Here is a 20,331-nt window from a genome sequence, read left to right as displayed (position 1 = left end):
GGTTCACCCGGCCGGGACCCGCAGTCCGGCCAGCACGAGACCGCCGGCCACGATCAGGATGACGCCGAGCGCGGGCGCAAACCAGCGGCGGCCCGGCAGGAGCTTTTCGGCGGCCACATAGGCCGCGATCCCGATGATCCAGTAGAGGTTCATGATGCCGCCGACAAAGAGCAGCGTCATCAGCGCCCAGCAGCAGCCAAGGCAATAGAGGCCGTGATGCGCCCCCAGGACGAACGCGCCCCTTTGCCCCGCCCGGTTGTGCTGCACCAGGAATCGCGCCGGGCTGGAACACTGTTTCAGGCAGGCCTGCTTGAGGTTCGAGAATTGGTAGAGACCCGCCGCGACCAGCAGCGCGCCGGACAGCCAGCCCGCGGCCAGGGCCATCATCGGCCCGTTCATCAGGCCGAAACCGTCCAGTCCCCATTGCAGCCCCGTGGCGGCCAGGCCGAACCCGGCCCAGACCAGCAGGTAGCCGGACAGGAACAGGCCGCTCAGTCGGCCGGAGATGGCGCGATCCGGGCCCATCGCCTTGATTCGCGAGAACAGCAGCACCGCGGGTGTGGCGCTGGGCGTCATCATGGCGATCATCATCACCCACCACATCAGGAACAAGAGCAAAGCGCGGCCGGGCGTCCAGTCGGCGCCCGGCCCCATCTGCATCGGCTCGCCGATCGGACGGGCCATGCGGGTCATCTCGACTGCGCTCATCGGCATGCCGATTCCCGCGACCGTGTACCAGGCCGCGAGACCGACGACGACCGCCAGGCCGGCAAGAACGATCCGGGCATCATGCCGAAAAAGGCGTTCAACCGTGGGCGCACCCGGGGGGCGGGTTTGACCTGCCATCCCTCTGGCCGCCTATGCGCCGATGACGCCGTGACCCGAGATGTTCAGATGCGCAAGATGGGCATGGGTCGCGTCGAACGCCAGGCTGATCGCCCCGCCGGTGGTCCTGGCGGTGCCGGACGCGGCTTCGGCGCTGCGATATTCGAAGCCGTTGGGCAACTGGATCATCGCGCGGTGCGGCAGCCCGGAAACGATGTTGGGGATCGGCCCGACCTCGACGTCGAAGACTCCCTTGACCCTGGCGTGACCCGTGCGCTCTTCGCGGTCCCAGTCAAGCTCGATGGGCACGAACAGCGTTTCGAACTTCTTCGGGGCCATCGCGCTGTAGACATACCACATGGTGGCCATCTCGTCGGTGTCCTCGCCCTTCATGATCGCTTCGAGTGCTGCGCGCTGTTCCGCGTCGGCCCGTTCGTCGATGATGATCTGCATCTGGCCGTTGCCCTCGTGAATCGGGCCGGGCCAGTAATAGACGCCGGCAGCACGCAGGCCATCCAGTCTGGTGTTCCCGTAGTGGCCCTTTTCGATGTCGTAAACGACAACCGCCTCGCAATTGCCGGTGGTTGGCAGAACGCTGAACTGGCACGGGCAACCGAAGTTGCAATTGCAATTGGCAAGCTCTTCGCCTTCGATCTTCCATTCTGTCATGATGCCCCCCAATGGACTGACCCGCAAACGAAACCCGCTCGGGGTCCCTTGCCGGTCTGCTGCCTCGTGCCGATATGATCCGGCTTGGCATTTCAGGGCGTTAATCACCGACAATATCACGAATCGGCGAAGCTTCCAAACGGCGGCGCGGGGCGCTTTCTTTCCGCGTGGGTTGGAATATTGAAAAATACCGCAAGGAATCCGGTTGACTTGGCCCGCCAGCCGGGTAAAAGCGCAGCCTCAAGACAGAATTCAACCGAAAGGCCCCTGCCTTTTCGGACGCAGGAGATAACCATGGCGAAGCCGACGACCATCAAGATCCGTCTGAACTCGACCGCGGGCACGGGCCACTTCTATGTGACCAAGAAGAACGCACGCACCATGACCGAAAAGATGACCGTGCGTAAATACGATCCGGTCGTCCGCAAGCATGTCGAGTACAAGGAAGGCAAGATCAAGTAATCTTGCAACTGAACACCTCGTAGAAGGGCCGTGCCGCAGGGCGCGGCCTTTTCTGTCGTGTTCCGACGATGCGGGAAAGGTCCTGCTTGCCATAGCGGCCCTTGCGGGGCTAGGTTGGGGGAACCGCCAACAACGCACCTGCAAGCTCAAGCCCGCCATGAAAAATTTTCTGCTGCCCGTCGCCGCCCTGATGTCCTTGTCCGCCTGCGCCAGCTGGTTCCAGCGTGAAGGCGTTGGCTTTACCGGCATCGACGGCGAACCCAAGTCAGTTACTGCCGAGAAAGGCTCGGCGGATTTCGTCGCCCGCCGCCTGAGCCTGCCTGCCGAACTGGCCGGCAAACCGACGCCGCGCCTGCAAAGCGACAAGGGGGATCTCGACAGTCTTGCGGGGGTCGCCATCTCCAATGGCGGGCGCAACCCGACCACCGCGGTCGAGGTGGGCGCTGGCAGCACGGATGCGTATCTCAGTACGGTAGAGGTGAACGGGGTCCTGTTTGCGGTTCTGCGCACACCCGAGGACGGTATCGACAGGCTGCCGGAAGGGGCAGGGGCCGGTTTCGCCCGGTCGGTGCCGCGCCTGACCGGCTGTCTTGCCGGCGGGCAGGTCTACCAGGCCGGAACGGCCAAACGTCCTACGGGGCTGGCGGTGCCGCTCAACTGCAGCTGAGACCTTCGGTCATGTCACAACAGAAAAGGGCGGGGAATTCCCCGCCCTTGGATTTTTTGGGCTGTCACCCGATTTATTCCCGGTTGCCCAGGAACTGCAGAAGGAACATGAACAGGTTGATGAAGTCCAGGTACAGGCTCAGCGCGCCCATGATGGCGGCTTTGCCCAGCCATTCCTGGTCGCCCGAATGGGCCATCTCCAGATAGGTGTTCTTGATGTTCTGCGTGTCATAGGCGGTGAGGCCCGAAAAGATCAGCACGCCGATCGCCGAGATCGCAAATGCCATGGCCGAGGACGCCAGGAAGATGTTGATGACCGAGGCGACGATCAGGCCGATCAGACCCATCACCAGGAAGGTGCCCATCGCGCTCAGGTCTTTCTTGGTGGTATAACCATAGAGCGACAGACCGGCAAAGGCGATGGCGGTAATCAGGAACACCTGAACGATCGACTCACCGGTGAAAACCAGGAAAATCGAGCTGATCGACAGGCCCATCACCAGGGCGAAAGTATAGAACACCAACTGTGCGGCTGATGCCGACAGGCGGTTGATCGCGGCGCTGAAACCGAAGACAAAGGCCAGCGGGGCGAACATGATCACCCATTTCAGCGGCGAGGCGTAGATCGAATAGCCGAACTGCGTCAGGTACTTGTCCGCGCTCAACTGAGCGGCTGCGGCAGCGGGATCGGTCGTCACCGCCAGGCCCGAAATAGCCCAGGCGGCGGCGAACGTGATCAGCATGCCGACGGACATGGTGCCATAGACTTTGTTCATATGGGCGCGCAGGCCTTCGTCGATCTGGACGGCGCGCGAACCGGCTGCGGACCGGATCGTGTCGAATTGAGCCATTTGGGTCTCCCTAAGAAACATTTTCCGGCCGCCGGGTTCACCCCGACGGCGGTCAGATCGAATATCGGAAAGCTCGCCCATCAATTCAAGATGTTCCACCGGATTTACCCGGTTTTTCGAGTCAAAAATTGTATTCGAAATGCATGAAAATGGCGGCCCGCCCTCAAGGCGGGCCGAGTCAGGGGAGGCGGGCGTCTCATCGCGATCGGTCAGCAACGCCAGAAATCGGGTGCATCCCAGAACGGCCGGCGCGCTTCGGCATCGGCTTGCGCGCGGCTCAGACCGATATCCTCAAGTGCGCGGTCATCGAGATTTGCCAATGCCCGGCGCTGCCGCCAGAGTGCGGCAAGACGCCTTGGATAGCCCCGCCAGGAAGCGCGGACGGGGTGGCAGGGGCGAGTGGCGGTGAAAGCGGTCATGACCTGTTCCTTTCCACATTGTGATGATTGGTCACTCGTTGATCAATTTTCTTGATGTATATGGCGAGATTTGTCATTATGAAAACGAATGTTTTTGAACCAATCCATCAAGGTTTGTCATGATTCGAAATCTCGACATCACCACCCTGCGCAGTTTCGTCGCCGTCGCCGACAGCGGCGGAGTCACCCGGGCGGCCGGTTTCCTGCACCTGACCCAATCGGCGGTCTCGATGCAGCTCAAACGGCTGGAGGACTTGCTGGGGCTTGAACTGCTGGACCGGTCCGGCCGCGGAATTGCCCTGACAGCGTCGGGGGAACAGTTGCTCGCCCATGCCCGGCGCATGGTGGCCCTGAACGACGAGGTGATCGCCCGGCTGACCGACCAGGCCTTCGAGGGCGAGGTGGTTCTGGGGGTGCCGCATGACATCGTCTATCCGGCGATCCCAAGGGTGTTGCAACAGTTCAACGCCGCCTTTCCGCGGGTCCGGGTGCAGCTTCTGTCTTCTTACACATCCCGGTTGAAGGAACTCTATGGCCGGGGAGAATGCGACGTGATCCTGACCACCGAGGCCGGCGGCGGCGACCATTGCGAAACCATTGCGGAATTGCCCCTGCGCTGGGTCGGCGCGACCGGCGGCTCGGCCTGGCGGCAACGTCCGCTGCGGCTGGCTCTGGGACGGCGGTGCCTGTTCCGCCCCAAGGTTATCGCCGCGCTGGATGCTGCCGGCATCCCCTGGGACCTTGCGGTCGAGACCGAGAACGACCGCACCATAGAGGCGACCGTATCGGCCGACCTCGCGGTTCATGCCATGCTGGACGGTACTGAAGCCAAGCATCTCGTGCAGATCGAGCCGGGCGCACTGCCGGATCTGCCGGTGCACAAGATCAATCTTTACGGCAGCGCCGATGGCAAGGGACAGATCGTCGAGGAACTGGCTGCGCTTGTCCGCGAGAATTTCAAGACCGTCGGCAGCGGGCACCTGCGCGCCGTCGGTTAACGGAACCGGCTGCGCCGGCCGCCTCCGGCGGGAGTATTTTTGACCAGAAAGAAGCCGGATCGCGGGTTCTTGCTTCTTTCTGGTTCCAATTGCTCCGGGGGCGCCATTGTTGCGCCATTGGTCCGAGCGGCAATGGCGGCCGGGCTGGCCCTCGGCCTGGATTGTTTCAGGGGGTGATCACCACCTTGCCGGTCGAGGCGCGACTGCGCAGCAATTCCATCCCCTCTTCCACGCGCTCCAGCGGCAGGACATGGCTGACATGCGGTTTCAGCCTGCCCTGTTCGTACCAATAGAACAAGGTGGCAAAGCTGTCCCGCACGACTTCGGGCCGAAACCTCAGGTACCCGCCGATATAGAAGCCGATCACCGTCAGGTTCTTGACCAGCAGGTGATTGGCCGGGATCTGCGGCACCTCGCCACCGGCAAAGCCGATCGGCAGCAGTCGGCCTTCGGGCTTGGCGGCGCGAAAAGCCGCCTTGAAGACATCGCCGCCGATTGCGTCATAGACGACATCGACGCCGCCGAGGGCGAGCAGGCGCGCCCGCAGATCCTCGCCCGCATCGATCAGGACATCGGCCCCGGCCTGCCGGGCGATCTCGAGTTTTTCGGCGCCGCGGGCATGGGCTATCACGCGGGCTCCCATCAGCTTGCCGATCTCGACGGCGGTCAGGCCGACGCCGCCTGCCGCTCCGGTGACCAGCAAGGTCTCGCCGGGCAGCAACCGGGCCCGGTGATCCAGCGCCATATGCGCGGTTCCATAGGCGATCTGGAACGCCGCCGCATGTTCGAAGCTCATGCAATCGGGAATCCTTACCGCACGGTTTGCCGGGAATACGCCCTGTTCAGCCAAGCCGCCCTGACCCGAGTAGATGGCGATTCGGTCTCCTATCCCGAAATCCGTGACGCCGGGCCCCACCGCGTTGACCACGCCGGACACTTCCAGGCCCGGAGTGAAGGGGGCAGGCGGCGTATCCTGGTAGGTACCCTTCTGCATCAGAAGATCGGCGAAATTCAGCCCGCAGGCGCGAATATCGAGCCGCAATTCGCCGGGCCCGGGCACGGGTACTGGCACCTCGGTCAGCACTGCGGGTGTCGCGTCTTTCAGAACGCGGAATGAACGCATATCCACTTCCTCATTATTTTTCAGCCATTAAGGCCAGCGGCCGCGATACTGTCAAACGGTCCTCGGGTTCGATTTCCGAGCGCATCGCTTGCCTTGGGACCTTGCCTCGGGACCATGTGCGGCCTGGCTACTCCATGGCAGTTGTGCAAATGAAAGCAGCTCACAACCACAGGTTTTTCCATGAGCAGGTAGATTCAACCAACTTGAATTCAACCGAAAATTTTGTCATATTCCAAAGTGGCGAGGTTCGGGCGACCCGATGTCGTTAGGGAAAGTCGATAAGGAAACCCTGGGCGACCATGTCGGAAGATGTCGGTCACCGCATTGCCGCAGGACTTTGCCCAGGCCGTTGTCCGTGTATCAAGGGAGAAAATCAATGACACATCCTGTTGACGTCCACGTGGGCAAGCGCGTGCGGCATCGCCGATGGCTGATTGGAATGACCCAGCAGCAACTGGCCGAACAGGTCGGCATCAAGTTCCAGCAGATACAGAAGTACGAAACCGGCGCCAACCGGATCAGCGCCTCGCGCCTTTGGGATATCGCGGAAGCTCTGGATGTGCCGGTCAGCTTCTTTTTCGAAGGGCTCGACGAGTCCCAGAAAAACAGCCCCGAAAAGCCTGGCGTGCCCGCCGATCTGATGGGCGACAAGGAAGCGCTGGATCTGGTCCGCTCCTATTACGCGATTCCGGAGAACCAGCGCCGCCGCCTGTTCGAACTTGCCCGTGTTCTAAGCGACGTCGCCTGACGCTAAAGGCAGGTTGCTTTTCCCCGCACGGGATGGCAATTCAGCGGCATGAAGCCCGCCGACATGACTGATATCCAGGTCGCCGAATTGCTCGCCGATGCGGCGAGAAAGGTTATTCTGCCTTTTTTTCGCCGTACGGATCTTGATGCGGAAAACAAGTTCGCCTCCGGGTTCGATCCGGTGACCGAGGCGGATCGCGCCGCGGAATTGGCAATGCGCGCGATTCTGGCCGATCTGCGCCCCAGGGACGGCATACATGGGGAAGAATTCGATGCGGTACAGGGCCGGTCCGGCCGGACCTGGGTTCTCGACCCCATCGACGGAACCCGCGGGTTCATTTCGGGCACCCCGACCTGGGGGGTGCTGATTGCGCTGTCGGATGAAAACGGCCCTTTCCTCGGCATCGTCGACCAGCCCTATATCGGCGAACGTTTCATCGGCACGCCCGACGGCGCGTACATGGTCGGGCCGATGGGGCAGCGCGAGCTGGCCACTCGGCGCGACGCCGCGCTGGGCGATGCGATACTGTTCACCACCTTTCCGGAACTGGGCCACCCTGACGAGGCAGCGGCCTTTCGCGCGGTTTCGCAACGGGTGAAACTCACCCGGTATGGCATGGATTGCTACGCCTATGCGCTGCTGGCAGCCGGGCTTGTCGACCTGGTGATCGAGGCGGGGCTCAAGGAGGTCGACATTCACGCGCCCATCGCCCTGATCCGCGCCGCAGGCGGCATCGTCACCGATTGGCGGGGCGGTCCCGCGCATGGCGGCGGCCGTGCCCTGGCGGCTGCAAACCCGCAGGTGCATGCCGCGGCGCTGGACATACTGGGCAGGATCTGAACCGGTTGAACCCGGCAACCCGTCGGGGTACTGTCCCACTGTCGGTTCTTGCCCCCGTTTTCCGCCGACGCATCACACACCTCCCTGAAACGGGTGAACCAGGAGAAGTGTGAAACCATGTCCGAAATCCTCATCCGTAATGCCGATTGCATCCTGACCATGGATGCCGGGCGCCGCGAATTGTCGGGCGCCGATATCCTGCTCCGCGACGGGGTCGTGGCCGGTATCGGCCGCAACCTGTCCACCGCCGGCGAGGTGCATGACGCGCGCGGCTGTGTTGTCACCCCGGGGCTGGTGAACACGCATCACCATCTCTACCAGAGCCTGACCCGCGCTGTACCGGGTGGGCAGGATGCGCTGCTCTTCGGCTGGCTCAAGACGCTCTATCCGATCTGGGCGCGCTTCGGGCCCGAGGAGATGTTTGTCTCGGCCCAGATCGGCCTGGCGGAACTGGCGCTGTCTGGCTGCACTCTCAGTTCCGACCAACTCTACCTCTATCCCAACGGGGCGCGGCTCGACGACACCATCGCCGCCGCCGCCGAATTGGGCCTGCGGTTCCACCCCACCCGCGGCGCCATGAGCATCGGCGAAAGCGCGGGCGGACTGCCGCCCGATGCCCTGGTCGAAGGTGAGGCCGCCATCCTGGACGACATGATCCGCGTAGTCGATGCCTTCCACGACACGGGCGAAGGCAGCATGTGTCGGGTGGGTCTCGCCCCCTGTTCGCCCTTTTCGGTCAGCCGCGAACTGATGCGCGACGCGGCGCTGCTGGCGCGCGACAAGGGCGTGATGCTGCACACCCATCTGGCCGAGAATGACGAGGATATCGCCTACAGCCTGGCGCAGTTCGGTTGCCGCCCCGGCCAATATGCCGAGGATCTGGGCTGGACCGGCCCGGATGTCTGGCATGCCCATTGCGTCAAGCTCGACGGGCCCGAGATCGACCTCTTTTCCCGCTCGCGCACCGGCGTGGCCCATTGCCCCTGTTCCAACTGCCGGCTCGGCAGCGGTATCGCCCCGGTCCGCGCGATGCGCGACGCGGGCGTGCCGGTGGGCCTGGGCGTCGACGGCTCGGCCAGCAACGACAGCGGCAACCTGATGGCCGAGGCGCGTCAGGCGATGCTGCTGCAACGGGTGGCGCGCGGCGCCGACGCCATGTCCGCCCGCGAGGCGCTGGAGATCGCCACGCGTGGCGGCGCCGATGTGCTTGGCCGTCCCGATTGCGGCCGGCTGGAGCTGGGCAAACGCGCCGATGTCGCGGTCTGGGATGTCTCGGGCATCGACAGCGCCGGCAGTTGGGATCCGGCCGCGCTGCTGCTGGCCGGACCGACCCGGGTCAAACATCTCTTTGTCGAAGGCCGCCAGATCGTGCGCAACGGCCAGATCACCACCATCGACCTGCCGCGCATGGTCGAACGGCAAAACAGCTTGGCCCGTGCCCTGATGGGCTGAGCCCCTTCATTTCGCTGAAAATACTCCCGCCGGAGGCAAAGATTTTTCGTCGAAAAATCTTTCGCCCGCTCGCGGACGATCAGACCCGCCTGCCGCCGATCCATACCTCGGCAATGGCGCGGTCGTCGCCCATCATGATGGTCGGGAACAGGGCCTCCCACAGGTCTTCGGCCATGGCGCTGCGCTGCGCGATGGCCGGGGTCGAGGCGAGGTCGAGCACCACCAGGTCCGCTTCCATCCCCGCCGCGATATTGCCGATCAGATGATCCATCCGCAGCGCCCGGGCCGAGCCCTGGGTGGCCAGCCAGATGAGCTGCGCCGCGTGCAGCGGCACGCCGCGCAACTGGCCGATCTCATAGGCCGCCGCCATGGTGCGCAGCATCGAGAAACTCGACCCGCCGCCGGTGTCGGTGGCCAGCCCGATCCGCTGCCCTTCGGCCATCAGCCCCGCCATATCAAACAGGCCCGATCCGATGAACGTGTTCGAGGTCGGGCAATGGATCAGCCCCGCCCCGTGTTCGCGCAGCCGGTCGCGCTCGCGCTCCTCCAGGTGGATGGCATGGCCATAAAGCCCGCGCCCGCCCAACAGCCCGTGCTGCTCGTAGGTGTCCAGATAATCCCGCGCCTCGGGGAAGAGGCCCTTTACCCATGCGATCTCGTCGGTCTGTTCGCTTAGATGGGTCTGCATCAGGCAGTCGGGATGCTCGGCCCAGAGCGCGCCCATCGCCTCCAGCTGTTCCGGCGTCGAGGTGGGCGAGAACCGCGGCGTGATCGCATAGGAGATCCGGCCCACCCCGTGCCATTTTTCCAAGAGCGCCCTGGACTGGTCATAGGCGCTCTGCGCCGTGTCGCGCAGGAACTCGGGCGCGTTGCGGTCCATACAGGTCTTGCCCGCGACCACCCGCTGCCCGCGCGCCTGCGCTTGCGTGAAAAACGCCTCCACGCTCTCGGGATGGATGGTGCAGAAACTGCACATGGTGGTGGTGCCATGCGCCGCCGTCAGGTCCAGATACCGCGAAGCGATTTCGGCGGCATAGGCCGGATCGGCAAACTTGCGCTCCTCGGGAAAGGTATAGGTGTTCAGCCAGTCGATCAGCCGCTTGCCCCAGCTCGCGATCATCGCGGTCTGCGGATAATGCACATGCGCATCGACGAATCCAGCCAGGATGACATGCGCTCCATGGTCGATCTCGACCGCGCCCGGAACTGCCGCGCGCAACTCGGCCAGCGGTCCGACCGCGGCGATATGCGAACCGTCGATCAACACCGCCTCGTCAATCCGTGCCGCGTCCTCTGGCGCGCCATCGAACGGGGTACGGACAAAGGACAGCACCTGTCCCCTGAGGATTGTCTTGCCGGTCATCGTCCGGTTCTCCTTCGCGCATTTCAAAACGGACGCTACCCTAGAACATCCGCGGCACGGCGGTAAATTCCGCCATTGCCATTGTTTTCTGATAGCTGCTTCTTCTATTTTGCGGCCAATTCGCATAGGGGGCTACCATGGATACAGGTACCGACACACCCGATCAGGAAAAGCCCCGCGACGAGGACGCCTACGAGCTGGACCGGCGCCAGGTCGCCGCGATTCTCGAGGCGGTCGAGATCGCGGACCAGCAGAAGCTGGTCGAACTCATGGAGCCGCTGCACGCGGCGGATATCGCGGACCTTCTGGAGCAGATCGACAGCGAGGATCGTTCCCGCCTGATCCATCTCTATGGGCGCGAGTTCGACGGCGAAATCCTGTCAGAGCTCGACGAGGGCATCCGCGAGGAGGTCATTCGTCAACTCAATCCCGAGGTTCTGGCCGAGGCGGTGCGCGAACTTGACAGCGACGATGTGGTCGATCTGATCGAGTACCTGGAGGAGACCGAGCAGGAAGCGATCCTTGAGGCGCTCGACGATGCCGATCGGGTGGCGGTCGAACAGTCGCTGACCTATCCCGAAGGCTCCGCCGGCCGCCTGATGCAGCGCGAGGTGGTGATGGCCCCCGAGCACTGGACGGTGGGCGAGGTGATCGACTTCATGCGCAACTCGGACGAGTTGCCTGACCAGTTCTATCACGTGGTTCTGGTCGACCCGCGCCTGCATCCGGTCGGCAACGTGACCCTTGGCCGGATCATGGCGGCGCGGCGCGACGTCCGGCTCGCCGATCTGGCCGAGGACACCTTTCAGGTCATCCCCGCCGATCAGGACGAAGAGGACGTGGCCTATGCCTTCAACCAGTATCACCTGATCTCGGCCCCCGTGGTCGATGCCGAAGGGCGGCTGGTCGGCGTGATCACCATCGACGATGCGATGATCGTGCTGGACGAGGGGCATGAAGAGGACATCCTGCGCCTCGCCGGCGTGGGCGAGGAAAGCAGCCTGTCGGACACGGTTGCCGAGACGACGCGCCAGCGCCTGCCCTGGCTGGCGGTCAATCTGGCGACCGCGATCCTGGCCTCGCTGGTGATCTCGATCTTCGAGGACACCATCGCCAGCGTCGTGGCGCTGGCGGTCTTGATGCCGATCGTCGCCTCGATGGGCGGCAACGCAGGCACCCAGAGCCTGACGGTGGCGGTGCGGGCGCTGGCCACCCGCGACCTGACTGGCTCGAACCTCGGCCGGGTGATCCGTCGCGAGGTGGTCGTGGGCCTGGCCAACGGGCTGGTCTTTGCCGTGGTGATGGGGCTGGTGGGGTATGTCTGGTTCGGGCTGCCGATGCTGGGTCTGGTGATCGCTGCCGCAATGGTGGTCAATCTGGTCGTGGCCGGGCTGGCAGGAACCGGGATTCCGGTGCTTCTTGAAAAGGCCGGGGTCGACCCGGCGCTGGCCTCGGGCACCTTCGTCACAACGGTCACCGACGTGGTGGGGTTCTTCGCTTTCCTTGGGCTGGCTTCCGTCTTTCTGTTGTGAAAGGTGCCGCATGGACGACCTGACCGAGATCAAGGCTGCCGCCCGCAAGGCCGCCTTTGCCCGCCGCAAGGCGGCTTTCGACACGCGGCCCGCCGGCGCGGCGGGGCGGTTGTCGGAAATCCTGGCCGGATATCGCGGGGTGCCGCTGTCGGGCTACATGTCGATCCGTACCGAGATCGACCCGCTGCCCGCCATGGCCGAAGCGGCGGCGCATGGCCCTGTCGGTGTGCCGGTGATCCAGGGCGCGGGCCTTCCGCTGCGGTTCTCGCGCTGGGATCCCGATGGTCCGCTGCGCGAAGGGCCGTTCGGGGCGATGGTGCCGGAAATCGACGACTGGATGGAGCCCGAGATCCTGATCGTGCCACTGGTGGCCTTCGACGCACGCGGCGGCCGGCTGGGTTATGGGGGCGGCTTCTACGATCGCACGCTGGAACTGCTGCGGGCAAAACGCGCCACGCTCGCCATCGGCTTTGCCTTCGACGCGCAAGAGGCCGAGGTGCTGCCGCTCGAACCCACCGATCAACCGCTTGACATGGTGGTCACCGAAAGCCGGGTGCTGAGTTTTTGAGCATTTTGCGAGGCTCTGCCTCGAGCTCCGGAGTATTTTTCACCAGAAAGAAGCCCAATTCCGCTTCTGCTTCTTTCTGGTTGAAAATACTCCGGGGGAGGCGCCGAAGGCGACGGGGGCAGCGCCCCCTGCATTTCCCGCTTGCCCGAAGGCGCGCCGCCGCCTAGGACCGGGACCATGAAGATACTGTTTCTTGGCGATGTGATGGGCCGCGCCGGGCGCGCGGCCGTGGTTGAGCACCTGCCGCGGCTGCGGGCGGAGTGGAAGCTCGATTTTGTGGTGGTCAATGGCGAGAATGCCTCGAACGGCATGGGCCTGTCGGGCGAGCATGCCAAGGTGCTGCTCGATGCCGGGGCCGATTGCCTGACGCTGGGCGATCATGCCTTCGACCAGAAGGACATGCTGCAATACATCGAAGGCGAGAGCCGCATCGTCCGGCCGATCAACTTTGCCAAGGGCGCGCCGGGGCGGGGGCATCGGCTGTTCAACGCGCCGGGCGGGCGCAAGGTGCTGGTGGCGCAGGTGCTGGGACAGGTTTTCATGAAACGTCCCTATGACGATCCGTTCTCGGCGATCGAGCCGGTGCTCAAGACGCATCCGCGCGGCAGGCTGGCCAATGCGGTGATCGTCGACATGCATTGCGAGGCGACATCGGAGAAGATGGCGATGGGTCATTTCTGCGACGGGCGCGCCAGCTTGGTGGTGGGCACCCATACCCATGTGCCCACGGCGGATGCCATGGTGATGCCGGGCGGCACCGGGTACCTGAGCGATGCCGGCATGTGCGGCGATTACCACTCGGTCATCGGGATGGACAAGGCCGAGCCGATGCGCCGCTTCATCACCGGCATGGCCAGGACCCGCTTTACCCCGGCGCTGGGCGCTGCGACCGTCTCGGGCGTCTATATCGAGACTGATGACCGCACCGGTGCGGCGACCCGCATCGCGATGGTGCGCGTGGGTGGCCGGCTGGAGCAGGCCGGTCCATGACCCGACAGGCGCTGGCCCTGAATGTCGGTCTCTTGCTGCTCTTCGGGGCGGGCTGGGGGCTGACCCAGCCGCTGACCAAGATCGCGGTCAGCACCGGGCATCAGCCGCTGGGCCTGATCTTCTGGCAACTGGTGATCGGGGCGGGCGTCATGGCTGGCGTGTCCGTCATGCGCGGGCGCGGCCTGCCTGTGACCCGGCGGACCCTGGCGGTTTGCCTGATCATCGCGCTGGTGGGCACGCTGGTGCCGAACGCGGCCTCTTACCGGGCCATTACGCACCTGCCCGCCGGGTTGATGTCGATCCTGATGTCGCTCATCCCGATGATGGCCTTTCCCATCGCCCTGGGCCTGGGGTTGGAGCCGTTCAGTTCGCGCCGTTTCGGCGGCCTGGCTGCCGGGCTGGCCGGCGTCCTGCTGCTGGTGCTGCCCGAAGCGAGCCTGCCCGACCGGTCGATGCTGGCCTGGCTGCCGCTGGCGCTGGTGGCGCCGCTCTGCTACGCGGTCGAGGGCAATTATGTCGCGCGCTGGGGCACGGCGGGGCTAGACGCGATCCAGGTGCTGTTCGGCGCCTCACTCGTGGGCGCTGCGATTGCCCTGCCGTTGGCGCTGACCTCGGGCCAGTTCATCTCGCCGCTGGCGCCCTGGGGCGCGCCCGAATGGGCGCTGATCGCCTCGTCGTTGATCCATGTCTTTGCCTATGCGGGCTATGTCTGGCTGGTGGGGCAGGCCGGCGCCGTCTTTGCGGTTCAGGTCAGCTATGTCGTCACCGCGACCGGGGTGCTCTGGGCGATGGCGCTGCTGGGCGAGAGCTATTCGCCTTATATCTGGGCGGCCATGGGCCTGATTCTGCTGGGCGTGTTCCTGGTACAGCCACGGCCCAAGGATGGGCTTGCCCAGACGGGAACGATACGGGAAACTTGACGCCGGCACTGATGCCAGGCCCGATTGGATCATAACAGTTCGAAATGCAATTCCTGACATTGAGTGAAACCGGCAGCGCCATCCTGACCCTGGGGATTGTGGTGGCCATGTTCGTGCTGTTCCTGCGCGAGGTGTTCCCGACCGAGGTGGTGGCCATTCTGGGCGTCTCGGTAATGCTGGTGACCGGGGTTCTGCCCTATGACGCAGCGCTGCCGGTGCTGTCGAACCCGGCGCCCTGGACCATCGCGGCCATGTTCATCATCATGGGGGCGCTTGTGCGCACCGGCGCGCTCGATGCCTTCACCTCGATCGCACAGCGGCAGGCACAGACCAATGCCCGCTTTGCCATCGGTCTGTTGATGGCCTTTGTCGTGGTCGCCTCGGCCTTCGTCTCGAACACGCCGGTCGTGGTGGTGATGATCCCGGTCTTCGTGCAGATCGCCCGCACGCTGGATGTCGCCGCCTCCAAGCTGCTGATCCCGCTCAGCTATGGCGCGATCATGGGCGGCACGCTGACGCTGATCGGAACCTCGACCAACCTGCTGGTCGATGGCGTGGCGCGGGTGCAGGGGTTGGAGGCGTTCTCGATCTTCGAGGTCACGCCGCTGGGCATCGCGGTGGTGGCCTGGGGCATGATCTATCTGCGCTTCGTTGCCCCCCGCCTGTTGCCCGTGCGCGACAGCATGGCCATGCTGCTCTCGGACAAGTCCAAGATGAAATTCTTCACCGAGGCGGTGATCCCCCCCGAAAGCAACCTGATCGGGCGCGAGGTGACGGGTGTACAGCTGTTCAAGCGCCCCGGCGTCCGGCTGATCGACGTGATCCGGGGCGATCTGTCGCTCAGGCGCAATCTCAAGGGGGTCGAGTTGCAGGTGGGCGACCGGGTCGTGCTGCGCACCCAGATGACCGAGCTGCTGAGCCTGCAACGCAACAAGGAACTGAAGCGTGTCGATCAGGTCTCGGCGGTCGAGACGACGACGGTCGAGGTGCTGATCACCCCAGGCTGCCGCATGGTGGGTCGCTCGCTGGGCGAGATGCGCCTGCGTCGGCGTTACGGCGTCTATGTGCTGGCGGTACACCGCCGCAACCAGAACATCGGCCGCCAGCTGGAACAGCTGATCGTCAAGGTGGGCGATACGCTCCTGCTCGAAGGCGCACCCGCCGATATCCAGCGGCTGGCGGCGGACATGGAGATGGTCGATGTCTCGCATCCCTCGGCGCGCGCCTATCGGCGCGGTCATGCGCCGATAGCGGTGGCCTCGCTGGTGGGGATCGTGGCGCTGGCGGGGCTGGGGGTTGCGCCGATCCTGATGCTGTCCATCGTGGCCGTGGCGCTGGTTCTGGCCACCCGCTGCATCGACGCGGACGAGGCGTTCTCCTTTGTCGACGGGCGGCTGCTGGCGCTGATCTTTTCCATGCTGGCCATCGGCGCGGCGCTGGAAAGCTCGGGTGCGGTTCGGTTGATCGTCGAGGCCATCGCGCCGGGGCTGAGCAACCTGCCGCCCTTCTTGATAATCTGGGCGATTTACTTGCTCACATCGGTGTTGACAGAGTTGGTTTCGAACAACGCGGTGGCCGTCGTCGTGACCCCGATTGCCATCGGTCTGGCACAGGCGACCGGGCTCGATCCGCGCCCGTTGGTGGTGGCGGTCATGATCGCGGCCTCAGCCTCTTTCGCCACGCCGATCGGGTATCAGACAAACATGCTGGTCTACGGGCCGGGCGGCTATCGCTTTACCGATTTCATGAAGGTCGGAATTCCGCTGAACCTGACCATGGGCCTGTTGGTCTCGGCGCTGATCCCGTTCATCTGGCCGCTGTAGGACTGTGAACGCAGCGTTTTGTAGCGCTTGACTTGAATGTGCGATCTTTGCTCCGATCTGTCTGACACGATCGCATTCATTTTCGAAAGGTCTTGGCATGATGAAACGGTTTGCTGGGTGGGTGGCGCTTTGCATGGCCGCCACAATTGGAGGCAGCGCAATGGCTGGAACCGTGACCGGAACCGCCGGGTATCGCGAACGGATCGCCCTGCCGCCCGAGGCGGTGCTTGAGGTCCAGTTGCTCGACGTCTCGCGGATGGATGTGGCCGCCACCGTCCTGTCGGCGCGCCGCTTCGCGATGACCGGCGTGCCGCAGGCGTTCGAACTGGCCTATGACGATGCGCTGATCGAACCGGCGATGAGCTATTCGGTCTCGGCCCGGATCCTGCTGGGCGACAAGCTGCTTTTCATCACCGACACGAAGAATGCGGTGCTGACCCGCGGCGCGGGCGATCGCGTGGACCTGATGCTGGTCCGGGTCCCGCAGGCGGACCCGAATTCTCTTGAAAACACCAGCTGGCGCGTGTCGCATCTCGACGGCGCTGCGGTCGAGGCGGAACGGATGCCCGAAATCGCCTTTGCCGCCGGTGGCGGTTTTGGCCTGCGCGGGGCCTGCAACAGTTTCCGGGGCACGGCCGAGGTTGCCGGCGACAAGCTGACGCTGCCTGCCAACATGGCCGGCACCCTTATGGCCTGTTCCGAACAGGCCGAGACGCTGGACCGGGCGCTTCTTGCGGCCTTCCCGCGTGTTGCGGGCTTCACCATCGACGGTGAAACACTGGTCATGAACGACGCGCAAGGCGGCGAGGTCCTGCGTCTGACGCGGCTGCCGTAACCCCTTGGCCGCAGGCCCGGCTTGTGCCTATGCTGCCGCAAACGCAGGAGGGCAGGCATGACCAGACAGGACATCCGCGTGGCGCTGACCATCGCCGGCGTGGTGCTGTTTCTGGGCTGGGCCATCGGTTATGGCGTTGGATTGCTGACCCGGCCCGTCTCGGTGGTGCCGCTCAATCCCCCCGCCGAAGCCGTGAAGATCGAAGACGAAAAGTCACCGCGTACCGTCACCGGGACGGATGGGCTTGCCTATCCCGGCTATGAAGATGTCTATGTAAACGACTATGCCGACCTGCTCGATGACGCGGCCGAAGACCGCATTCGCGCCACGCTGATCGACCTTTACGATTTCTCCGGCATCGAGATGACCGTGCTGACCATCGACAGCATGGGGCAGTACGGCCACCAAGGCGAGATCGAGCCCTTCGCCACCGGCCTTTTCAACGCATGGGGCATTGGCAACGCGACCCGCAACGACGGGTTGCTGGTGCTGATCGCCCGCTTTGACCGGCGGATGCGGATCGAGATCGGCGCCGGTTACGACAGCAGCTGGGACGCCCGGATGCAGCGGGTGATCGACGTGGGCTTCCTGCCGTATTTCCGCCGCGACGCATACCAGCAGGGGATCGAGGCCGGGGTGGACGAAACCGTGCGTGAACTGACCGGCAGCTATCCCGGAGACTGGGACATGGGCACAGCACAGCGCGGCTGGTCCTGGATCGCGCGCGCGGTCGACCGGATCGGCGAATGGGTGCTGGCGCTGGTGCTGGTGCCGCTGGGCGGGTTGGCCCTGTGGGTGCGCCGTTATCTGCGCAACCGCCCGCGCCCTTGCCCGCAATGCCGCGCGATGATGGTCCGGGCCGGGGAAGAGGCCGATGACGAGCATCTCGACGGCGGCCAGCGGCTGGAAGAGTTCCTCAAATCCGTCGACTACGACGTCTGGCACTGCCCCGGTTGCGGCCATATCGACATTCACCGCTATAAAAGCTGGATGTCCGGCTATGGCGCCTGCCCTCAGTGCAACTATCGCACGCTTTCAACCACTTCGACCGTGCTGACCTCGGCCACCAAGTCCCGTGAGGGACGCAAACGAGTGGACTACGATTGCAGGCACTGCGCCTATCATGACAGCGAAATACGCACGATCCCCAAGGTCAGCGACAGCAGCAGCGGTGGCTCTGGCAGGTCATCCTTTGGCGGTGGCTCCTCCTCGGGCGGCGGCGCCTCGGGCAGCTGGTAGGAGCGGCGCCGCCCCTCTGCGGCTGCGCCGCATTCACCCCGGAGTATTTCGGAAAAGATGAAGCCCGGAGCCTGTTCGGCAAGGTGGGATCGTGCGCGTTCCCGAACGCGGAGCGGCCGTGATTGCCGATGGGTGCGATTTCGGGGATGTGGCGCGCGGCGTTTCCCGATAGGGAGTGCAAGGTGGAGGACGTGATCGTCAGTCGATGCGGCGAATGGGCGACCATCGAATTCCCCAGCAGCGGAACTCATACAAGTGTTCTGCGGTTGCGCTTTGGCGATGCGGGGTATTCCCTGAAGGTCAGGCAATCGCCCGCGAGCGTCCGGCATTGCGGCCCGAGAAGATGCAGCCGCCCAGGAAGGTACCTTCGAGCGCGTTGTAGCCATGATAGCCGCCGCCGCCGAATCCCGAGACCTCGCCCGCAGCAAAAAGGCCCGGCACCACCTGGCCGCCCGTGCCCAGCATCTGGCCATCGAGATTGGTGTGCAGCCCGCCCAGCGTCTTGCGCGTCAGCACATGCAGCCTGACCGCGATCAGCGGGCCGTTGGCCGGGTCAAGGAACTTGTGCGGCTTGGCGGTGCGGATCAGCCGGTCGCCGCGATAGTTGCGCGCGGCATGGATCGCCATGATCTGCGCATCCTTGGTAAAGGGGTTGTCCATCTGCGCATCGCGCGCCTCGATCTGGGCGCGCAGATGGGCCTCGTCGATCGGCACCTCGCCCAGCTGGTTCATGCCGCGCACCAGTTCGCTCAGGCTGTGGGCGACGACAAAATCCTCGCCATGCTGTTTGAAGGCCTCGACCGGGGCGGTGGCGGATTTGCCCGACAGGATGCGCTGGCGGATCACCTCGGACCATTTGGCCGAGGTGAAATCGGGGTTCTGCTCGGATCCCGACAGCGCGAATTCCTTCTTGATCACCGTCTGGGTCAGCACGAACCAGCTGTATTCAAATCCGGTCTTCAGGATCTCGCGCAGGGTCGACAGCGTGTCGAACCCCGGCAGGCAGGGCGGCGGCAACCGGTTGCCGCGCGCGTCGAACCACATCGACGATGGGCCGGGCAGGATGCGGATGCCATGGTCGGGCCAGATCGGATCCCAGTTGCGCACGCCTTCGGTGTAATGCCACATCCGGTCGCCGTTGATGACATGGCCGCCCGCCCGTTCCGAGATCCCGATCATCCGGCCGTCCACGTGAAAGGGCACGCCCGCCACCATATGCTGCGGCGGCTCACCCAGCCGGTCGCGCGGCCAGGCCTTGCGCACCAGGTCGAAATTGCCGCCGATCCCGCCCGAGGTGACCAGGATCGAGGGTGCATAGACCTCGAACTCGCCCACCTCGTCGCGGTTGGTCTTTTGCCCGCGTTGGGCGGTGTCGGCGGCCAGAACCTCGCCCGACACCCCGGTCGCGGCACCGTGCTGCATGATGATATGGCTGACCTGGTGGCGAAACCGCATCTCGATCCGGCCCGCCGTCACATGCTCCTGCACCCGGCGCAGGAACTGCGCCAGCACCCCCGGCCCGGTGCCCCAGGTGATGTGAAAGCGAGGCACCGAATTGCCGTGCCCGTCGGCATAGGACCCGCCGCGCTCGGCCCAGCCCACCACCGGGAACCACCTGAGGCCCATAGCATGCAGCCAGGGCCGCATCTCGCCAGCGGCGAATTCCACATAGGCCTCGGCCCATTTGCGCGGCCAGGCATCCTCGGGCCGGTCGAACCGGGCGCTGCCCAGCCAGTCGCGCAGGGCCAGGTCGGCGCTGTCGCGGATGCCCATGCGGCGCTGTTCAGGGGTGTCGACCATGAAGAGCCCGCCCAGCGACCAGAACGCCTGACCGCCCAGGAAACTCTCGGGCTCCTGGTCCAGCAGGATCACCCGCTTGCCCCGGTCGCCCAGTTCGGCGGCGGCGACCAGCCCGGCCAGCCCGCTGCCCACGATGATCGCATCGGCAGTATTCGCGCCCATATCCATCCTCCCTTGTCCCGGCGTCAGCCTAGGACGGGGGCAGGGC

20 protein-coding genes are annotated in these 20,331 nt (G+C 64.6%); 13 read left to right on the top strand and 7 right to left on the bottom strand.

Annotated features, from left to right (window positions below):
* Positions 1-3 precede the first annotated feature (3 nt).
* Both BLT75_RS18260 and BLT75_RS18255 read right to left on the bottom strand, forming a co-directional pair.
* Positions 4-846 (bottom strand): DUF2182 domain-containing protein, encoded by an 843-nt coding sequence (locus BLT75_RS18260; RefSeq protein WP_093035208.1) that lies wholly within the window; start codon positions 844-846, stop codon positions 4-6.
* Between the two features lie 12 nt (positions 847-858).
* A complete protein-coding gene (locus tag BLT75_RS18255) occupies positions 859-1,494 on the bottom strand; it encodes a DUF1326 domain-containing protein (protein WP_093035206.1) in 636 nt (211 codons plus the stop codon).
* A 294-nt stretch (positions 1,495-1,788) separates the two neighbouring features.
* Here BLT75_RS18255 and rpmG point away from each other — a divergent pair, with 294 nt between their 5' ends.
* The gene (gene rpmG, locus BLT75_RS18250; protein ID WP_007799108.1) at positions 1,789-1,956 is read left to right on the top strand and encodes a 50S ribosomal protein L33; all 168 of its coding nucleotides are present in this window, start codon (positions 1,789-1,791) and stop codon (positions 1,954-1,956) included.
* 157 nt (positions 1,957-2,113) lie between these two features.
* Positions 2,114-2,623 (top strand): hypothetical protein, encoded by a 510-nt coding sequence (locus BLT75_RS18245; protein WP_093035203.1) that lies wholly within the window; start codon positions 2,114-2,116, stop codon positions 2,621-2,623.
* A 73-nt stretch (positions 2,624-2,696) separates the two neighbouring features.
* On the opposite strand, the gene BLT75_RS18240 is transcribed toward BLT75_RS18245, so the two are convergent.
* Positions 2,697-3,473, bottom strand: coding sequence for a Bax inhibitor-1/YccA family protein (locus BLT75_RS18240; protein WP_093035200.1), 777 nt, complete (start codon positions 3,471-3,473; stop codon positions 2,697-2,699).
* 209 nt (positions 3,474-3,682) lie between these two features.
* Positions 3,683-3,892, bottom strand: a complete 210-nt coding sequence (locus BLT75_RS18235) for a DUF1127 domain-containing protein (RefSeq protein WP_093035197.1) — start codon at positions 3,890-3,892, stop codon at positions 3,683-3,685.
* Between the two features lie 119 nt (positions 3,893-4,011).
* Between BLT75_RS18235 and BLT75_RS18230 the strand changes: the two genes are divergently transcribed.
* A complete protein-coding gene (locus BLT75_RS18230; RefSeq protein ID WP_176828112.1) occupies positions 4,012-4,890 on the top strand; it encodes a LysR family transcriptional regulator in 879 nt (292 codons plus the stop codon).
* A gap of 166 nt (positions 4,891-5,056) precedes the next feature.
* Here the strand turns inward: BLT75_RS18230 and BLT75_RS18225 are convergent, their stop codons facing one another.
* Positions 5,057-6,013, bottom strand: coding sequence for an NADPH:quinone oxidoreductase family protein (locus tag BLT75_RS18225; RefSeq protein WP_093035194.1), 957 nt, complete (start codon positions 6,011-6,013; stop codon positions 5,057-5,059).
* A 376-nt stretch (positions 6,014-6,389) separates the two neighbouring features.
* On the opposite strand from BLT75_RS18225, the gene BLT75_RS18220 reads away from it, so the two are divergent.
* The 3 genes from BLT75_RS18220 to BLT75_RS18210 all read left to right on the top strand — a co-directional run bounded on the left by BLT75_RS18220 (position 6,390) and on the right by BLT75_RS18210 (position 9,053).
* On the top strand, positions 6,390-6,761 hold the full coding sequence (locus tag BLT75_RS18220; protein ID WP_093035191.1) for a helix-turn-helix domain-containing protein: 372 nt from the start codon (positions 6,390-6,392) through the stop codon (positions 6,759-6,761).
* 63 nt (positions 6,762-6,824) lie between these two features.
* Positions 6,825-7,601 carry an inositol monophosphatase family protein gene (locus BLT75_RS18215; RefSeq protein ID WP_425441148.1) on the top strand — a complete coding sequence of 259 codons (777 nt, stop codon included), beginning with the start codon at positions 6,825-6,827 and terminating at the stop codon, positions 7,599-7,601.
* Positions 7,602-7,718: 117 nt separating this feature from the next.
* Entirely contained in the window at positions 7,719-9,053 is a 1,335-nt protein-coding gene (locus BLT75_RS18210; RefSeq protein ID WP_093035315.1) for an 8-oxoguanine deaminase, read from the top strand.
* A gap of 79 nt (positions 9,054-9,132) precedes the next feature.
* Here the strand turns inward: BLT75_RS18210 and guaD are convergent, their stop codons facing one another.
* Positions 9,133-10,416 (bottom strand): guanine deaminase, encoded by a 1,284-nt coding sequence (guaD, locus tag BLT75_RS18205; RefSeq protein WP_093035185.1) that lies wholly within the window; start codon positions 10,414-10,416, stop codon positions 9,133-9,135.
* Positions 10,417-10,553: 137 nt separating this feature from the next.
* On the opposite strand from guaD, the gene mgtE reads away from it, so the two are divergent.
* From mgtE to BLT75_RS18170, 7 genes are all read left to right on the top strand, one after another.
* Positions 10,554-11,948, top strand: coding sequence for a magnesium transporter (gene mgtE, locus BLT75_RS18200; protein WP_093035181.1), 1,395 nt, complete (start codon positions 10,554-10,556; stop codon positions 11,946-11,948).
* 10 nt (positions 11,949-11,958) lie between these two features.
* Complete coding sequence (locus tag BLT75_RS18195; RefSeq protein WP_093035178.1) at positions 11,959-12,516, top strand: 5-formyltetrahydrofolate cyclo-ligase; 558 nt, start codon at positions 11,959-11,961, stop codon at positions 12,514-12,516.
* A gap of 177 nt (positions 12,517-12,693) precedes the next feature.
* A complete protein-coding gene (locus BLT75_RS18190; RefSeq protein ID WP_093035175.1) occupies positions 12,694-13,506 on the top strand; it encodes a TIGR00282 family metallophosphoesterase in 813 nt (270 codons plus the stop codon).
* Positions 13,503-14,426 (top strand): DMT family transporter, encoded by a 924-nt coding sequence (locus BLT75_RS18185; protein WP_093035173.1) that lies wholly within the window; start codon positions 13,503-13,505, stop codon positions 14,424-14,426. The genes BLT75_RS18190 and BLT75_RS18185 overlap by 4 nt, the downstream gene beginning before the upstream one ends.
* 44 nt (positions 14,427-14,470) lie before the next feature.
* Positions 14,471-16,249: an SLC13 family permease gene (locus BLT75_RS18180; protein WP_093035170.1), complete on the top strand. Its 1,779-nt coding sequence runs from the start codon at positions 14,471-14,473 to the stop codon at positions 16,247-16,249.
* Between the two features lie 160 nt (positions 16,250-16,409).
* The gene (locus tag BLT75_RS18175; protein ID WP_176828110.1) at positions 16,410-17,084 is read left to right on the top strand and encodes a YbaY family lipoprotein; all 675 of its coding nucleotides are present in this window, start codon (positions 16,410-16,412) and stop codon (positions 17,082-17,084) included.
* A gap of 57 nt (positions 17,085-17,141) precedes the next feature.
* Positions 17,142-18,323: a TPM domain-containing protein gene (locus BLT75_RS18170; RefSeq protein ID WP_093035164.1), complete on the top strand. Its 1,182-nt coding sequence runs from the start codon at positions 17,142-17,144 to the stop codon at positions 18,321-18,323.
* Between the two features lie 300 nt (positions 18,324-18,623).
* On the opposite strand, the gene BLT75_RS18165 is transcribed toward BLT75_RS18170, so the two are convergent.
* Complete coding sequence (locus BLT75_RS18165) at positions 18,624-20,285, bottom strand: FAD-binding dehydrogenase (RefSeq protein WP_093035312.1); 1,662 nt, start codon at positions 20,283-20,285, stop codon at positions 18,624-18,626.
* Positions 20,286-20,331: the final 46 nt, after the last annotated feature.

The sequence above is a fragment of the Ruegeria marina genome (assembly GCF_900101475.1).
Taxonomy (GTDB): domain Bacteria; phylum Pseudomonadota; class Alphaproteobacteria; order Rhodobacterales; family Rhodobacteraceae; genus Ruegeria_B; species Ruegeria_B marina.
Note: the sequence above shows the minus strand (reverse complement) of the source record. Positions and strands in the feature narration are given on the sequence as shown.

Coding starts and splice junctions, on each gene's coding strand:
- BLT75_RS18170 (WP_093035164.1), top strand. CDS start 17,142: ATGACCAGACAGGACATCCGCGTGGCGCTGACCATCGCCGGCGTGGTG.
- BLT75_RS18245 (WP_093035203.1), top strand. CDS start 2,114: ATGAAAAATTTTCTGCTGCCCGTCGCCGCCCTGATGTCCTTGTCCGCC.
- BLT75_RS18235 (WP_093035197.1), bottom strand. CDS start 3,892: ATGACCGCTTTCACCGCCACTCGCCCCTGCCACCCCGTCCGCGCTTCC.
- BLT75_RS18165 (WP_093035312.1), bottom strand. CDS start 20,285: ATGGGCGCGAATACTGCCGATGCGATCATCGTGGGCAGCGGGCTGGCC.
- rpmG (WP_007799108.1), top strand. CDS start 1,789: ATGGCGAAGCCGACGACCATCAAGATCCGTCTGAACTCGACCGCGGGC.
- BLT75_RS18260 (WP_093035208.1), bottom strand. CDS start 846: ATGGCAGGTCAAACCCGCCCCCCGGGTGCGCCCACGGTTGAACGCCTT.
- guaD (WP_093035185.1), bottom strand. CDS start 10,416: ATGACCGGCAAGACAATCCTCAGGGGACAGGTGCTGTCCTTTGTCCGT.
- BLT75_RS18240 (WP_093035200.1), bottom strand. CDS start 3,473: ATGGCTCAATTCGACACGATCCGGTCCGCAGCCGGTTCGCGCGCCGTC.
- BLT75_RS18190 (WP_093035175.1), top strand. CDS start 12,694: ATGAAGATACTGTTTCTTGGCGATGTGATGGGCCGCGCCGGGCGCGCG.
- BLT75_RS18215 (WP_425441148.1), top strand. CDS start 6,825: ATGACTGATATCCAGGTCGCCGAATTGCTCGCCGATGCGGCGAGAAAG.
- BLT75_RS18175 (WP_176828110.1), top strand. CDS start 16,410: ATGGCTGGAACCGTGACCGGAACCGCCGGGTATCGCGAACGGATCGCC.
- BLT75_RS18210 (WP_093035315.1), top strand. CDS start 7,719: ATGTCCGAAATCCTCATCCGTAATGCCGATTGCATCCTGACCATGGAT.
- BLT75_RS18230 (WP_176828112.1), top strand. CDS start 4,012: ATGATTCGAAATCTCGACATCACCACCCTGCGCAGTTTCGTCGCCGTC.
- BLT75_RS18195 (WP_093035178.1), top strand. CDS start 11,959: ATGGACGACCTGACCGAGATCAAGGCTGCCGCCCGCAAGGCCGCCTTT.
- BLT75_RS18185 (WP_093035173.1), top strand. CDS start 13,503: ATGACCCGACAGGCGCTGGCCCTGAATGTCGGTCTCTTGCTGCTCTTC.
- BLT75_RS18180 (WP_093035170.1), top strand. CDS start 14,471: ATGCAATTCCTGACATTGAGTGAAACCGGCAGCGCCATCCTGACCCTG.
- BLT75_RS18225 (WP_093035194.1), bottom strand. CDS start 6,013: ATGCGTTCATTCCGCGTTCTGAAAGACGCGACACCCGCAGTGCTGACC.
- BLT75_RS18220 (WP_093035191.1), top strand. CDS start 6,390: ATGACACATCCTGTTGACGTCCACGTGGGCAAGCGCGTGCGGCATCGC.
- BLT75_RS18255 (WP_093035206.1), bottom strand. CDS start 1,494: ATGACAGAATGGAAGATCGAAGGCGAAGAGCTTGCCAATTGCAATTGC.
- mgtE (WP_093035181.1), top strand. CDS start 10,554: ATGGATACAGGTACCGACACACCCGATCAGGAAAAGCCCCGCGACGAG.